General features: G+C 68.3%; 12 protein-coding genes. 4 read left to right on the top strand and 8 right to left on the bottom strand.

The window, feature by feature from the left end; all coding sequences use genetic code 11:
- Positions 1–100: 100 nt before the first annotated feature.
- Positions 101–1,618: a 30S ribosomal protein S1 gene (gene rpsA, locus ACM6LR_RS26530; RefSeq protein ID WP_414938509.1), complete on the top strand. Its 1,518-nt coding sequence runs from the start codon at positions 101–103 to the stop codon at positions 1,616–1,618.
- Between the two features lie 154 nt (positions 1,619–1,772).
- Here rpsA and ACM6LR_RS26535 read toward each other — a convergent pair whose 3' ends face one another.
- A complete protein-coding gene (locus ACM6LR_RS26535) occupies positions 1,773–1,997 on the bottom strand; it encodes a hypothetical protein (RefSeq protein WP_414938510.1) in 225 nt (74 codons plus the stop codon).
- Positions 1,998–2,207: 210 nt separating this feature from the next.
- Between ACM6LR_RS26535 and coaE the strand changes: the two genes are divergently transcribed.
- Positions 2,208–3,392, top strand: a complete 1,185-nt coding sequence (gene coaE, locus ACM6LR_RS26540; protein WP_414944728.1) for a dephospho-CoA kinase — start codon at positions 2,208–2,210, stop codon at positions 3,390–3,392.
- A gap of 3 nt (positions 3,393–3,395) precedes the next feature.
- On the opposite strand, the gene ACM6LR_RS26545 is transcribed toward coaE, so the two are convergent.
- The 4 genes from ACM6LR_RS26545 to ACM6LR_RS26560 all read right to left on the bottom strand — a co-directional run bounded on the left by ACM6LR_RS26545 (position 3,396) and on the right by ACM6LR_RS26560 (position 7,504).
- On the bottom strand, positions 3,396–4,022 hold the full coding sequence (locus ACM6LR_RS26545) for a response regulator (RefSeq protein ID WP_414938512.1): 627 nt from the start codon (positions 4,020–4,022) through the stop codon (positions 3,396–3,398).
- On the bottom strand, positions 4,019–5,287 hold the full coding sequence (locus ACM6LR_RS26550; RefSeq protein WP_414944729.1) for a sensor histidine kinase: 1,269 nt from the start codon (positions 5,285–5,287) through the stop codon (positions 4,019–4,021). The genes ACM6LR_RS26545 and ACM6LR_RS26550 overlap by 4 nt, the downstream gene beginning before the upstream one ends.
- A 28-nt stretch (positions 5,288–5,315) precedes the next feature.
- The gene (locus ACM6LR_RS26555) at positions 5,316–6,848 is read right to left on the bottom strand and encodes a glycosyltransferase family 39 protein (protein ID WP_414938514.1); all 1,533 of its coding nucleotides are present in this window, start codon (positions 6,846–6,848) and stop codon (positions 5,316–5,318) included.
- 140 nt (positions 6,849–6,988) lie between these two features.
- Complete coding sequence (locus ACM6LR_RS26560) at positions 6,989–7,504, bottom strand: DUF402 domain-containing protein (protein ID WP_414938515.1); 516 nt, start codon at positions 7,502–7,504, stop codon at positions 6,989–6,991.
- Between the two features lie 142 nt (positions 7,505–7,646).
- Between ACM6LR_RS26560 and ACM6LR_RS26565 the strand changes: the two genes are divergently transcribed.
- Positions 7,647–8,888, top strand: coding sequence for a DUF5685 family protein (locus tag ACM6LR_RS26565; RefSeq protein WP_414944730.1), 1,242 nt, complete (start codon positions 7,647–7,649; stop codon positions 8,886–8,888).
- 58 nt (positions 8,889–8,946) lie between these two features.
- Complete coding sequence (uvrB, locus tag ACM6LR_RS26570; RefSeq protein WP_414944731.1) at positions 8,947–11,106, top strand: excinuclease ABC subunit UvrB; 2,160 nt, start codon at positions 8,947–8,949, stop codon at positions 11,104–11,106.
- 70 nt (positions 11,107–11,176) lie between these two features.
- On the opposite strand, the gene ACM6LR_RS26575 is transcribed toward uvrB, so the two are convergent.
- From ACM6LR_RS26575 to ACM6LR_RS26585, 3 genes are all read right to left on the bottom strand, one after another.
- Positions 11,177–12,586, bottom strand: coding sequence for a S28 family serine protease (locus tag ACM6LR_RS26575; protein ID WP_414944732.1), 1,410 nt, complete (start codon positions 12,584–12,586; stop codon positions 11,177–11,179).
- Positions 12,587–12,675: 89 nt separating this feature from the next.
- Positions 12,676–13,446, bottom strand: coding sequence for an enoyl-CoA hydratase/isomerase family protein (locus ACM6LR_RS26580; protein ID WP_414944733.1), 771 nt, complete (start codon positions 13,444–13,446; stop codon positions 12,676–12,678).
- 52 nt (positions 13,447–13,498) lie between these two features.
- Entirely contained in the window at positions 13,499–13,921 is a 423-nt protein-coding gene (locus ACM6LR_RS26585; RefSeq protein WP_414938521.1) for a hypothetical protein, read from the bottom strand.
- Positions 13,922–14,175 lie beyond the last annotated feature (254 nt).

Genomic DNA, 14,175 nt, shown 5'->3' on the forward strand with positions numbered 1-14,175 from the left:
CCCTGTGGACGTTTGCTTATGTGGTCGCCGCATGCCGGAAGAGCCCATGGTGCCCTAACCGCAAACCCACTACTTCCCATCCACCGGAGCAACCCGCCTAATGACGACCGACACCGCCACCGCCCCGACCGCCCCCACTGGGGCCCCGCAGGTCGCTATCAACGACATCGGGTCGGAGGAAGATTTCCTCGCTGCGATCGACAAGACGATCAAGTACTTCAACGATGGCGACATCGTCGAAGGCACCATCGTCAAGGTTGACCGGGACGAGGTCCTGCTCGACATCGGCTACAAGACCGAGGGTGTCATCCCCTCGCGTGAGCTATCCATCAAGCACGATGTCGACCCGGCTGAGGTTGTCACCGTCGGCGATGAGGTCGAAGCCCTTGTTCTCCAGAAGGAGGACAAGGAAGGCCGTCTGATCTTGTCCAAGAAGCGTGCGCAGTACGAGCGCGCCTGGGGCACGATCGAGGAGCTCAAGGAGAAGGACGAGCCCGTCAAGGGCACCGTCATCGAGGTCGTCAAGGGCGGCCTCATCCTGGACATCGGCCTCCGTGGCTTCCTGCCCGCGTCGCTGGTCGAGATGCGCCGTGTGCGCGACCTGCAGCCGTACGTGGGCCGCGAGCTCGAGGCGAAGATCATCGAGCTGGACAAGAACCGCAACAACGTGGTCCTGTCCCGCCGCGCCTACCTGGAGCAGACCCAGTCCGAGGTGCGCAGCGAGTTCCTCAACGCGCTCGCCAAGGGCCAGGTCCGCAAGGGCGTCGTGTCGTCCATCGTCAACTTCGGTGCCTTCGTGGACCTGGGTGGCGTCGACGGCCTGGTGCACGTCTCCGAGCTGTCCTGGAAGCACATCGACCACCCCTCCGAGGTCGTCGAGGTCGGCCAGGAGGTCACGGTCGAGGTTCTGGACGTCGACATGGACCGCGAGCGCGTCTCGCTGTCGCTGAAGGCGACCCAGGAAGACCCGTGGCGTCAGTTCGCCCGCACCCACGCGATCGGCCAGATCGTGCCGGGCAAGGTCACCAAGCTCGTTCCGTTCGGTGCGTTCGTGCGCGTCGAAGAGGGCATCGAGGGCCTGGTGCACATCTCCGAGCTGGCCGAGCGCCACGTGGAGATCCCGGAGCAGGTCGTCCAGGTCAACGGCGACGTGATGGTCAAGGTCATCGACATCGACCTCGAGCGTCGTCGCATCTCGCTGTCGCTGAAGCAGGCGAACGAGGGCGTCACGCCGGAGACCGAGTTCGACCCCACTCAGTACGGCATGGCCGCCGAGTACGACCCCGAGGGCAACTACATCTACCCCGAAGGCTTCGACCCGGACACCCAGGAGTGGCAGGACGGCTTCGACAAGCAGCGTGAGGAGTGGGAGCGTCAGTACGCCGAGGCTCACACCCGCTACGAGGCTCACATGAAGCAGGTCGTCAAGGCAGCCGAGGCCGACGCCGAAGCCGCCGCCGACGCCGCGACCGGTGTCACCAGCAGCAGCAGTAGCAGCAGCAGTGACTCGGGCGAGCAGAGCTACACCTCCGCTCCGGCCGAGGCCAAGAGCGGTGGCACGCTCGCCAGCGACGAGCAGCTCGCGGCTCTCCGCGAGAAGCTGTCGGGCGGCGCGTGATCCAGGCGCTCAGCCACTAGCTGACAGACAGCGGCCCCGGTCCTTCATGGACCGGGGCCGCTGTCTTTCTTCCGCGAGTAGTCCTCTGGTTGCGGTCCTTGCACGCGCAACTACCGCAAGTAGAGGACTAATTGCGGTGTCGGCGGGGCGTGGGTCAGGAAGTGGCGGGCCGGACGGCCGGTACCCAGACGCGTTCGAGCGCCGCGTCGCGGGCCTTGCGGCGGAGTCCGGCGAAGCTGTGCTTGGCGGGGATCAGGAGCGCGCTCAGCCACGTGCGCCGATATTCGGCGAGGGCCTCGTCCACGGGACGGTGGAGGACACAGTGCACCAGCCCCGGCGTACCGAGCCGGTGCCTTCCTACGTGCTTGCCGTCGGCCATCTTTCCTCCGTGTGGGCTACCTTCGCCGCGCACGGTACGCACTCAAGCTCCCAAATCCGCGTAACCGCTCGGCGTGTCCCTTGAAATGACTGAGTCGCGCGTCACGATGATCTTGCCTTTTACACCCTTCTGTGCCGGATGTGCCACCTCGGTGACCCTGCGCGGTCACCCCAGGTCACTACACCCAGGCCGTGTCCTAGGCTGAACGACATGCTGCGTGTGGGCCTGACCGGCGGGATCGGCGCCGGAAAATCGACGGTGGCGAACCGGCTTTCCGAGCACGGCGCCGTCCTCATCGACTCCGACAAGATCGCCAGGGAGGTCGTCGAACCGGGGACTCCCGGTCTCGCCGAGCTCGTCGAGGCGTTCGGTGACGACATCCTCGCGTCCGACGGTTCGCTCGATCGCGCCGCGCTCGCCGCCAAGGCGTTCGCCGGGGAGGAATCCCGCGAACGGCTGAACTCGATCGTCCACCCGAGGGTCGGTGCCCGGACGGCCGAGTTGATGGCCGCGGCGGCGCCGGACGCGATCGTCGTCCACGACATCCCGCTGCTGGTCGAAGGCGGCCTCGCGCCGATGTACCACCTCGTCGTCGTGGTCGACGCGCCGGAAGAGGTCAGGGTCCGCCGTCTGGTCGAGGCGCGGGGGATGCCCGAGGCCGACGCGCGCGCCAGGAACAAGGCGCAGGCCACGACCGATCAGCGCCGGGCGGTGGCCGACGTCTGGTTCGACAACAGCGGAGCGCCCGACATCGTGCTCGCCGAGGTCGACGCGTTGTGGGCGGACAGGTTGACCCCGTTCGAGGCGAACGTGCGGCTCCGCAAACCGCGTGCGCCGATGTCGCCGAAGATCACCCGGTACGACCAGACGTGGCCCGCCCAGGCCGAGCGGGCGCTCGCGCGGATCCGCGTGGTGGTGGGAGACAACGCCGTGCGGGTCGATCACATCGGTTCGACGTCCGTGCCAGGGCTGCCCGCCAAAGACATCCTCGATCTCCAGCTGACGGTGTCCACGCTGGGCAAGGCCGACGAGCTGTCCGACGCACTCTCCGGCGCCGGGTTCCCGCGCGCGGAAGGCGAATGGTTCGACGACGCGCACGGCGAAGACGGCACCTGGCCGAAGCGGTTCCACTTCGGTGGCGACCCGCGCCGCCCGGTCAACCTGCACGTCCGCGCTCAGGAGACACCTGCCTGGCGGCTCGCGCTGCTGTTCCCGGAGTGGCTGCGGCGGAACCCGGACGAGCGCGACGCCTACGCGGCGGTCAAGAGCGCCATGGCCGCGAAGCACGCCAGCGACGGGACTGTCGAGAAGTACACCGACGAGAAGCAGGTCTGGGTCGACGCCGCCTTCACCCGCGCCGACGCGTGGGCCGAGTCGGCGGGCTGGACCCCGTAGGCCTCAGCTCCTGAGCAGTCCTCGTTCGAAAGCGGTCGCGACGGCGGCGGCCCGGTCCTTCACCCCGAGCTTGGCGTATGTGTGGACGAGGTGTGTCTTCACGGTGGCCTCGCTGATGAACAGCTGTTTCGCGGCCTCTTTGTTGGTCGAACCGCGGGAGATCAACGTGAGGACTTCGAGCTCCCGGCGGCTCAGCGGTTCGGGTGCCGGTGCGCGCATTCTGCCCATGATCACGTCCGCGACGGCGGGGGAGAGCACCGCCTCCCCGCGCGCCGTCGCGCGAACGGCGCGGAAGAGCTCGTCGCGCGGAGCGTCCTTGAGCAGATAGCCGGTCGCGCCCGCCTCGATCGCCGGGATGACATCGGTGTCGGTGTCGTAGGTCGTCAGCACGAGAATCCGCGCGGGATGCCCGAGTTTCGCGAGTTCCGCGATCGCGGCCACCCCGCCGGAGCCCGGCATCCGCAGGTCCATCAGGACGACATCGGGACGGAGTTTTCGCGTCAGCGCGACGGCTTCGTCACCGGAGGACGCCTCTCCGAGCACCTCGAACCCAAGGTCCGCGGTGAAGATGCCGCGCAGCCCGTCACGGACGATGGGGTGGTCGTCGGTGATCAGCAGCGTGATCGTCATGTACGGGCCTCCAGCGCGATGGCGGGCAGATTGGCCGACACGGCGGTTCCGCCGCCCGGCTCCGATTCGAGGTTCAGTGTTCCCGCCAACCGGGCGACGCGGGCCCGCATCCCGGGGACGCCGAACCCGCCTTCAGCTGGGGAAACAGCAGCGCCAGGGTCGAACCCGCCGCCGTTGTCCCGGACGTCGACGGTCACCTGATCGGCCATGTACGACAACGTGAGCCCCACGATCGTGGCGGCGGCGTGCTTCTCGACGTTGGTCAGGGCTTCCTGCGTGATCCGGAGCAGCGTCGCTTCGATCTCGGGATGCAGGGCCCGCGCGGTCCCGGTGGTGGTGAACCGGACCTCGACGCCGGTCCGCCCGCTCCACAGCCGGGAGACCTCGTCGAGCGCGTCCGGCAGGGTCGCGGCGGCCAGTGACTGCGGGCCGAGCGCGCGCACCGAACGCCGTGCGGCGGTCAGGTTCTCCCGCGCCAACGCCTGCGCGGTGTCGACGTGCCGCCGCCACTCGGCAGGGTCGCCCTTCGCCACCACGGCCGCCTCCAGCTGGGTGATGATCCCGGTGAAGCCCTGAGCGAGCGTGTCGTGGATTTCCTGGCTCAGCCGCTGACGCTCGTCGAGGACGCCTGTTTCCCGCGCCCGACTCAGCAGTTGCCGCTGCAGCCCCGCGTTTTCCTCCTGCGCGGCGGCCAGTTCGTCGAGCACCCGTTTGCGTTCCGCGTGCTGCCGTGCCATCGCCGCCGAGACGAGCCCGCCCCCGCCGACGGCGGCCGTCTGCACCAGCGTGACCACGGTCCACAGCGCGGGCTGATCGGCGAACGCGGACAGCGGGCCGCCGTTCGGAATCGTGTTGATCAGCGCGGAAACGACGAAGACCCCGGTCAGCGCCAGCGGTGCCGGCCGTAGCCGCATGGCTTCGAAGAATCCGGTGATCATGAAGACGAGGAACACCGTGTCGTGGGCTTCCAACACCGCCGCGATCGTGACCAGCCCGATGAAGGAGACGGCGATGACGACCGGGTGTTCGGCCCAGCGAGGCGGCACGAGCGTGACCGAGACCAGCAGCCAGACGGCAGCGATCCCCGCCAGCCCCAAGGTGACCGCCGGAGCGTGGCCGGAGATGAGGAGAACGAGCACCGTGCTCAGCGCCAGCAGCGCGTACGGCAGGAACCGCTCGACCCGGCCACCCCACGGCCGCCACAGCGAATCGCCGTCGCCGGGCGACGGCCACAGCGACTCCTGCCACCGGATCCAGCTGCTCATATCCGGAATTCTCGCAGCTCGGTGCGGCTCAGAAGCCCCAGTCCGTGAGTCTCGGCCATACCGTGTCCCAGGTCCCGTTCCGGCCGGTGGCCAGCCAGATCTTCATGCCCTGGCTCACGTTCGGGACCCCGGCCCGGTTGTCGAGCGCGCCGACCTCACGCACCTGCGTGAAGTACGGCACGAGCACCGAAGCGTCGTTCCCGACGAACAGGACGTCCCGTGCCGATTCCGGCGGCCTCGGCAACGTCACGTAGCCGCGGTTCGGGCTCGACGGCGAAGGAAGCCCCAGTTCCGGTCCATAGTGGTCGATCGCACTGGCCTGCCAGTACTTCGCCGCGATGACGCCCGTGCGGGGCGGATCGGGAACGGCGCGGTACGCCCGCGCCACCGATTCCGTGATCTCCCGCCAGCCGATCTCCTCGGCGGCGAAGACCGGCCGCGCCCAGACCGGGGTGCTCGCCAGTGCCGACCGCGGGAGGATCGGAAGGGTCTGCGGGATCGCGATCACCGCGGCCACGAGGTACACCGGCCAGGTGGCGATCCAGCGCCAGTACTTCGATGCCTGACCGGTTTCGATCTCCACCGCGGCGGCGGCGAACAACGGGGCGAACATCCCGGCCGCGTAGTAGTAGCGCCCGTTCGCGAGCAGGAACACGGCGAGCACGCCGAGCGCGGTCCAGCCGAGGAACCGGTACGGCCGCAGGCGTTCGGACCGCAGCAGCCGCCAGAGCCCGTAGCAGAGGAGGACCATGCCGACCGGGACACCCGCGCTCATCACCAGCGTCGGCACGAAGGTGGCCCGCCCGCCCCAGCCTGCCGCGACCTCCTGGGAGATCGCCGCGCCCATGGTCAGTTGCGGCCACCCGTTCGCGGCCTGCCAGACGAGGGTGGGGGTGATCATCGCGACGGCGATCAGCGAGCCGAGCCAGAGCGCCGGACGGCGGAGGAGGTCGCGAGGCCCGAAGATCACCGCCGCGGCCAGCGCGACGACCCAGAACGCCCCGATGAGGAACTTCGTGTTCAGCGCGAACCCGGTCACCACTCCGCTCCAGAGCAGGAGGCTGTCCGCACGGGTCCGTGTCCATCGGACGAGCAGCCAGATCAGCAGCGTCCACAGGAACGGATCGAGGGTGCTGGTCGCCAGGTAGTGCCCGCCACCGAGCATCTGGAGGGACACCGCGAAGGTCGCCGCCGCGATCATCTGCGCCTTGCGGCCGCCGCCCAGTTCCCTGGCGATCAACGCGGTCAGCACCACTCCGGCGGCCATCGCCAGCATCGCCGGGATCCGCAGGACGAAGGGCGAATCGGCGCCGAACGCGTCCATCAGGCGCGCCAGGAGCGGCAACAGCGGCGGCTGGTCGGCGTAACCCCAGCTCAGATGACGGCCGGCGGCCAGGAAGTACAGTTCGTCGCCGAAGTAGCCGTAGCGACCGGCCGTCGCCGCGAGTACCGCCCCCATCGCCCCGGCGATCGCGAGCACCGGCGTCCTGGCGAACTGCGCGACCCCCGCGTGATCTCGTTCGCCGGACCGCTCTCGGAGTCCCTCGGCCTCGATGACCACGGGTATCCGCCCCCTCTCGATCTGTTTCGCTCGTGATCGAGAGTCCCGCGACGCGGCGCGCGGCGAATCCTTCAGCCGGTCAGAATCCGGTCGGCCGTCCGGACGACCAGGGGGTCGACCGATCGGTGGATGGCGGCCGGTCAGTGCCGTCGCCAGCCGAGCGTGACGTCCTTTGTGGCCAGCCAGCCGCGCAGGTCGTGGCCGTGGGTGGCCAGGCCGTCCACCGTCGCGTGACTGACGCCGAGCGCGCGTTCGCCGTCGGCGGGGGAGATCAGCCCGGCGGTGACCGCGGCGAGGAGTTCGTCGATGTCGATCACCTGGACGGCTTTCTTGTCCCGCAGGACGAGATCGAGGTAGAGGTCGGTGGCGACCCACACGCCGTCTTCGCGGCGGATGTCGACGACGTCGAGGTAGAAGTCCTGATCGCGTTCGTGGCCGGGGTTGAACCAGAAGTCGGTGATCCGCAGGCCGAGGTCGGGTAGCAGCCAGGACTCAAGGTAGTGGAACTGCACACGGCCAGGGGTCGGCCGCGCCATGTAGAGGCCGAAGGACTCTTCGCGGTACTCCTCGACGTCTCTCACGACGCCCTTGGGATCTGTGTTGGTCTTCGCGGCCGTGTCGAAGTACTCGACCTTGGGTGGGTGCAGCGCGGTCATGCGCCCATCTTGGAAGGCCCCGGCGCCCGCGGCCACCGCCCAACCGGGTGGACGATCACGGTTTCGTGGTTTCCGCGGAGTAGCGCGCCAGGGCCGGATAGGGTGCGCTGGTTCCGCCATAGGGGTGAGTGGGAGACAACGCATGTTCGGGATCATCAGGCCATGCCGGCACCGGCTTTCCGCAGGTCTGCACGGGGATTGGCTCGCCCATCTCTGCGGCCTCTGTCTCACGTTGCGCGACGAACACGGACATCTCGCCCGAATAGTGACGAACTACGACGGCTTGATCATCTCGGCGCTCGTCGAAGCACAGTCGCCGCGCGCGGAGGGACGGCGTGACGCCGGACCTTGCCCGCTTCGGGCGATGAAGGGAACGTCGGTCGCGAAGGGCGGGGGTGCCCAGCTCGCGGCGGCGGTCTCCCTGGTGCTGGCATCGGCCAAGATCAGCGATCACGTCGAGGACCGCGACGGTGCCTTCGCGCGGCGCTCCGTCGCTCTCGCCGCGAGGCGGGTGGCGACGCGCTGGGCGGACCAGGGGAGCCTCACCGGCACCCGGATCGGATTCGACACGACGGTCCTGACCGAGGCCGTCGACCGGCAGGGCGAGATCGAACGCGCCGTCCGTCTCGGTGATTCGGCCGTTCTGGCCACCGAACCCGCCGAGCTGGCGACGTCGGCCGCGTTCGCGCACACCGCGGTGCTGGCGGGCCGCCCGGACAACGCCGCCCCGTTGGCCGAGGCCGGACGCCTGTTCGGCAGGGCCGCGCATCTGCTCGACGCCGTCGAGGACCTCGCCGAGGACGAGGCCGCCGGCGCGTGGAACCCGCTGACGGCCACCGGGACCGGGCTCGCCGAGGTACGAAGGCTGTGCGACGACGCCGTGCTCGGCGTCGAACTCGCCCTTCGCGAGGTGAGGTTCGATCAGCCCAAGCTGGTACACGCGCTGCTGGTGCACGAACTGCGGCAGGCGGTGCGGCGCGCCTTCGGGCACGGGACCCGGCAGCCACCGCCGGGGTGGATCGGACCTGGACCTCAGCCGCAACAGCATCCCCACCAGCCCCAGCAGTACCCCCAGGGCGGCTACGGGGTCCCGCCGCAGGGCGTGCCCGGTGGCGGAGGTCCGCCTCAGGAGCCGCCGAAGAAGGGAAAACACGGCGGACACGGCCCTGTCGACGGTCAGGGCGGCGGCTGCTGGACGCCGAAGTTCCGGGTGCCGCCCCAGCCTCGTGGCTTCTTCTTCGGCTGCGCCGTGGCCACCTACATGTGCTGTTCGTGCCAGTTCTGCTGCCGCGATCCGTTCCCGGGCCCGTGGAGCGGGAAAGCGCACGACGGCTGTGCCGGCGCCGACTGTTCCTGCTGCGAATGCTCCTGCTGCGACTGCTAGGGGTTCTCCGACCAGGCGATCGGAGAAACTGTCGGACCTTGCGCCTACTCTGGTGGACGTGGCTTTCGCAACCGAACACCCCGTACTCGCCCAGTCGGACCACCGGCCCGTCACCGACATCCCCCGGACCGGCGGCCGGTTCGAGGTCGTCAGTGACTACAAGCCCGCCGGTGACCAGCCGGCGGCCATCGACGAACTCGAACGCCGGGTCAACTCTGGTGAGCGGGACGTCGTGCTGCTGGGCGCCACAGGTACCGGTAAGTCGGCGACGACGGCCTGGCTGATCGAGCGGGTCCAGCGGCCGACGCTGGTGATGGCGCCGAACAAGACGCTGGCCGCGCAGCTGGCGAACGAGCTGAGGGAGCTGTTCCCGCACAACGCGGTCGAATACTTCGTCAGTTACTACGACTACTACCAGCCCGAGGCGTACATCGCGCAGACGGACACCTACATCGAGAAGGACTCGTCGATCAACGACGACGTCGAGCGGCTGCGGCACTCGGCGACGATGAACCTGCTGTCCCGGCGCGACGTCATCGTGGTCGCGAGTGTCTCTTGCATCTACGGCCTCGGCACACCGCAGTCGTACCTGGACCGGTCCTCGAAGCTGAAGGTCGGCGAGCAGCTCGACCGGGACGTCTTCCTCCGCGCGCTGGTGGACGTGCAGTACACCCGCAACGACATCGCCTTCGCGCGCGGCACCTTCCGCGCCCGCGGTGACACGGTCGAGATCATCCCGGCGTACGAGGAGCTGGCGATCCGCGTCGAGTTCTTCGGCGACGAGATCGAGAAGCTGTACTACCTGCACCCGCTCACCGGCGACATCGTGAAAGAGGTCGACGAGGTCCGCATCTTCCCGGCCACGCACTACGTCGCGGGGCCGGAGCGGATGGAGAAGGCCATCCACGGCATCGAAGCCGAGCTGGAGCAACGGCTGGCCGAGCTGGAGAAGCAGGGCAAGCTGCTCGAGGCGCAGCGGCTGCGGATGCGCACCGCGTACGACATCGAGATGATGCGCCAGGTCGGGTTCTGCTCCGGTATCGAGAACTACTCGCGGCATATCGACGGCCGCGCGTCCGGGACGGCGCCCGCCACGTTGATCGACTACTTCCCGGACGACTTCCTGCTGGTCATCGACGAGTCGCACCAGACCGTCCCGCAGATCGGCGGCATGTACGAAGGCGACATGTCGCGGAAGCGGAACCTGGTCGAGTTCGGTTTCCGGTTGCCGAGCGCGGTCGACAACCGGCCGCTGACCTGGGAGGAGTTCAGCGACCGGATCGGGCAGACGGTATATCTGTCGGCGACGCCGGGGCCGTACGAGATGGGGCAGGCCGGCGGCGAGTTCGTCGAGCAGGTCATCCGGCCCACCGGCCTGGTCGACCCGAAGGTGGTCGTGAAGCCCACCGAGGGTCAGATCGACGACCTGGTGCACGAGATCCGGGACCGGGCCGAGAAGGACGAGCGCGTCCTGGTGACCACGCTCACCAAGAAGATGTCCGAGGACCTCACCGACTACCTGCTCGAGCTGGGTATCCGGGTGCGGTACCTGCACTCCGAGGTCGACACGTTGCGCCGGATCGAGCTGCTGCGGCAGCTGCGCGCGGGCGATTACGACGTGCTGGTCGGCATCAACCTGCTCCGTGAGGGTCTCGACCTGCCCGAGGTCTCGCTGGTCGCGATCCTCGACGCGGACAAGGAAGGCTTCCTCCGGAGCGGCACCTCACTGATCCAGACGATCGGCCGCGCGGCGCGAAACGTGTCGGGCGAGGTGCACATGTACGCGGACAAGATCACCGACTCGATGCGGCACGCCATCGACGAGACCGATCGCCGCCGCGAGAAGCAGGTCGCCTACAACAAGGATCGTGGCGTCGACCCGCAGCCGCTGCGGAAGAAGATCGCCGACATCCTGGACCGCGTCTACAGCGAGGCCGAGGACTCGGAGGAGACCGTCGCCGTCGGCGGTTCGGGCCGGAACGCGTCGCGCGGCAAGAAGCCCGAGCAGGGTGACCGGGTGCGCAGCTCCGGAATGCTTGTCGACAAGGACGTCTCCGGGATGCCGCGTGCCCAGCTGGCCGACCTCATCCAGCAGATGACCGACCAGATGATGCAGGCCGCGCGGGACCTGCAGTTCGAACTGGCCGCACGCCTGCGGGACGAGGTCTCGGACCTGAAGAAGGAGCTGCGCGGCATGGACGCGGCCGGCATCAAATAGCCGCGTTTAGTCCTCTAGTTGCGATCCTTGCGTGTGCAACTACCGCAACTAGAGGACTAAACGCGGGGTGTCAGAGGCGCGGGCGGTGCAGCAGGGTCAGGTCCGCGTCGAAGTCCGGGAACCCGGCTGGCGCCGAACGCGTGGTCACCCCGGGCGAGACCGGAGGCAGCCCCGCCCACCGCCGCACGGTGTTCGTCGCTTCAGCGGCCTGGGCGGCCGGAAGCTGCGTGATCCGGGCGCCGTGGTTCCCGCCCGCGACGGTGTAGCTGTAGGAGTCCTTCGTGCCGAAGCCGAGCTGGAACGGCTCGGCGCCCCACGGGTCGTTCGCGCCGTAGACGAACAGCAGCCGCTTGCCCTGCGTCTTCACCCAGAAGTCGACGTCCGGCATCGCCAGATGGTCGAACCGCGGGATGTCGACGGACTTCGGCACGAACGACCGGGCGGTGTTCCGGCCCGGATAGCGCAGCAGGTCCCGGAGATAGCTTTCGTAGGACTCCGGAGCACCGAGTTGGTACGCCGCCTGGAAGTAGTAGGGGACGTAGCTCCCGAGGTTCTGGTCGGAGTACGTGTTGAGGCTTTCGACACGCTCGAACCAGGCGTAGACCTCGGCCGCCGGAGCACCGGCCTTCGGGACCGTCGCGCAGTCCGCCTGCTTCTGGTACTGCCAGAAGGCGAAGTACGAGTCGATCACCGAGATCTCCAGCGACACGTCGGCCGAGCCGACGATCGAGAACGTATAGCCGTTCTTGGCCGCGTCGGCGGCGGCGAGTGCCGCGAACTCCGAGCGCCGCGTCAGCACGTCGCGCTGGATCGCCTTCAGCGCCGATCGGCAGGCCGGGTCGTTGCCGACGTTCGCCAGGAACCGGTTGTAGCGGTCGTGCGAGTTGATGACGTCGTTGGGCGCGACGTAGGGGATCGTCGCGTCGACGTCGTTCGGGAAGAACCTACGGAAGTAGGTCGCCGTCATGCCGCCTTTGCTGCCACCGGTCGCGAGCCATTTGCCAGGGTAGATCCGCTTGAACGCCTCGACCGCGCGGTGCTGGTCGGCGGCGGCCTGCCAGATCGTCAGCTGCTTGCCCCAGTCCGGCGTGTCCGGCCGCGACGGGGTGAAGAACCGGTACTCCATCGACAGCTGGTTGCCGTCGACGATCTGTGTCGGTTCCGAGCGGTTGGGTGATTCCCCTACGTTGTACCCGCTCGTGTACACCACGGTCGGCGAGCGGAATTCCTTGTGCAGCAAGGTGAATCGCTGCTGGAAGGTGCCGGCGGACGGCCTGCGGTGGTCGACGGGCTGGGTGTAGGCGAGTTTGAAGAACCGGTATCCGGTCGGCGCCGGATTCTCCGAGAAGACGGTCAGGCCGGGGACCCGGCCGAGCGCGTCCTTGATGTCTTCGGGTGCCGCCTGCGCGGCCGGGGTCAGCCCGGCCAGTGCGAGGACCGTGATCGCCAGAACCGACCACGCGGCCGTGAGCTTCCGCATTCATGCCCTCCCCATCGGGACCTGTTGAGCGGTCGGATACTCACAGAGTCCGCGCCGGTGGGCAATCGCCTATCCGGTCGAGCCTGAAGTCAGGACTGCTCGCCCAGCACCCTGTCGACATAGGCCTTGACGGCCGCGAGCGCTTCGGGGGAACTCCACAGTTCGAGGACGTGGGCGTCGTCGCCGGTGCGGTGTTCGGCGATCCGCTCGTGGAACGGCCGATGCAGCTGCGCCTTCGTATGCGCGTACGCGGCCGCGGGGATCTCGGCGAGTTTCCTGGCCACCTCCACCGCCCGCCCGACGACGTTTTCGGGCGCGGTCACCTCGTTCACCAACCCGAGCCGGAGCGCGTCCTCGGGCGGGTGGGTTTCGCCGAGGAACGCGAGTTCGGCGAGGATGTCGGCGCCGAACCCGGAGCGCAGGATCTCCAGCGCGGCCAACGGGAACGGGACGCCGACGAGCAGTTCGGTGATCCCGATCCGGCTCGGGCCGTCGGCGAGGACGCGGCGGTCGCAGGCGGCGGCGAGCACCGCCCCACCGGCGATCGCGTGACCGTTGACGGCCGCGACCACCGGACCGGGGAAGCCGAACACCGACAGGAAAGCGTCCGACAGCGCGGGCAGGAAGTCCTTGATGTAGTTCGCGCCACCGTCGTGCACTCGCCGCAGGTCGACGCCTGCCGAGAAGACGCCACCGGTGCCGGTGAGCACGACTCCGCGACAGCCGCCGAGCTGGACGTCTTCGAGCCGGACCGCCAGTTCCTGGCAGAACTCCGTGTCGAGGGTGTTCGCCTTACCGTGCCGCAGGGTGACGACGGCGATCCCGGCTTCGTCGTCCACGCGGATCGAGGAGGTGGCCATGGGCCGACCGTACCCGAGCCGACGGGGATCAACAGTGGACCGGGCTGTACACCTAGTCGTTGAGGCGCACGGTGATCGTCGGGCTGAAGGACCGCTTGCGGTTCCAGCCGGACTCGGCGCCGATACTCAGCTGGATGGCCCGATCGGCGGGCGACCAGTAGCCGGTGCGGACGAAGTACGCGTCCATCGCGCACAGCCTGCTGCAGGATTTGCGGTTGCAGATGGTCTCCCAGCCCCATTGCCTGCCGCTCTCCTCGACGCCGTTGCGGCGGACGAACAGATGCGGGTTGCCGATGTCGCGGCAGTAGGCGCTGCCCTCGGAGATGTAGAGGACCCCGTCGATCTTGTAGAACCGCTTGTTGTCGAGAAGCGTCACCTGACCCGAAGCGGCGAACCCGACCCGGCCACCCTTGTCGGCGCTCATGGTCCAAGCGAAAGAGAATTCCTGGACCGGAATCTCCAGTGACTGGGTCATCGCGTGAGTCCCCGCTTTCTTCTCGCGTCGGCACCTTTCCCTGAAGATAAGGATTTCTCAGGGATCACCGAAGCTAACGGGGAACTTTTCACCCAATGGGTCGATGGTCGGAAAATTGATGTTCTCATGCGCATGAAACACCGGTTACCGGCGCTAATGGGTGAAGGTCGCCACGGCCCGTGAAAACCGGGGCCCACCTGGAAAGACAATTTCGTCTCCCCGGTGGACCCCGGCGGTCTTCCGGTGCGGAAAGG

Origin of the sequence: Amycolatopsis sp. cmx-11-32 (genome assembly GCF_047608695.1) — a bacterium.
Taxonomy (GTDB): Bacteria; Actinomycetota; Actinomycetes; order Mycobacteriales; family Pseudonocardiaceae; genus Amycolatopsis.

Excerpts from the sequence above, each read along its gene's own strand:
- ACM6LR_RS26585 (WP_414938521.1), bottom strand. The coding sequence starts at position 13,921 with ATGACCCAGTCACTGGAGATTCCGGTCCAGGAATTCTCTTTCGCTTGG.
- rpsA (WP_414938509.1), top strand. The coding sequence starts at position 101 with ATGACGACCGACACCGCCACCGCCCCGACCGCCCCCACTGGGGCCCCG.
- ACM6LR_RS26575 (WP_414944732.1), bottom strand. The coding sequence starts at position 12,586 with ATGCGGAAGCTCACGGCCGCGTGGTCGGTTCTGGCGATCACGGTCCTC.
- ACM6LR_RS26550 (WP_414944729.1), bottom strand. The coding sequence starts at position 5,287 with ATGAGCAGCTGGATCCGGTGGCAGGAGTCGCTGTGGCCGTCGCCCGGC.
- ACM6LR_RS26560 (WP_414938515.1), bottom strand. The coding sequence starts at position 7,504 with ATGACCGCGCTGCACCCACCCAAGGTCGAGTACTTCGACACGGCCGCG.
- ACM6LR_RS26545 (WP_414938512.1), bottom strand. The coding sequence starts at position 4,022 with ATGACGATCACGCTGCTGATCACCGACGACCACCCCATCGTCCGTGAC.
- ACM6LR_RS26565 (WP_414944730.1), top strand. The coding sequence starts at position 7,647 with ATGTTCGGGATCATCAGGCCATGCCGGCACCGGCTTTCCGCAGGTCTG.
- coaE (WP_414944728.1), top strand. The coding sequence starts at position 2,208 with ATGCTGCGTGTGGGCCTGACCGGCGGGATCGGCGCCGGAAAATCGACG.
- ACM6LR_RS26535 (WP_414938510.1), bottom strand. The coding sequence starts at position 1,997 with ATGGCCGACGGCAAGCACGTAGGAAGGCACCGGCTCGGTACGCCGGGG.
- ACM6LR_RS26580 (WP_414944733.1), bottom strand. The coding sequence starts at position 13,446 with ATGGCCACCTCCTCGATCCGCGTGGACGACGAAGCCGGGATCGCCGTC.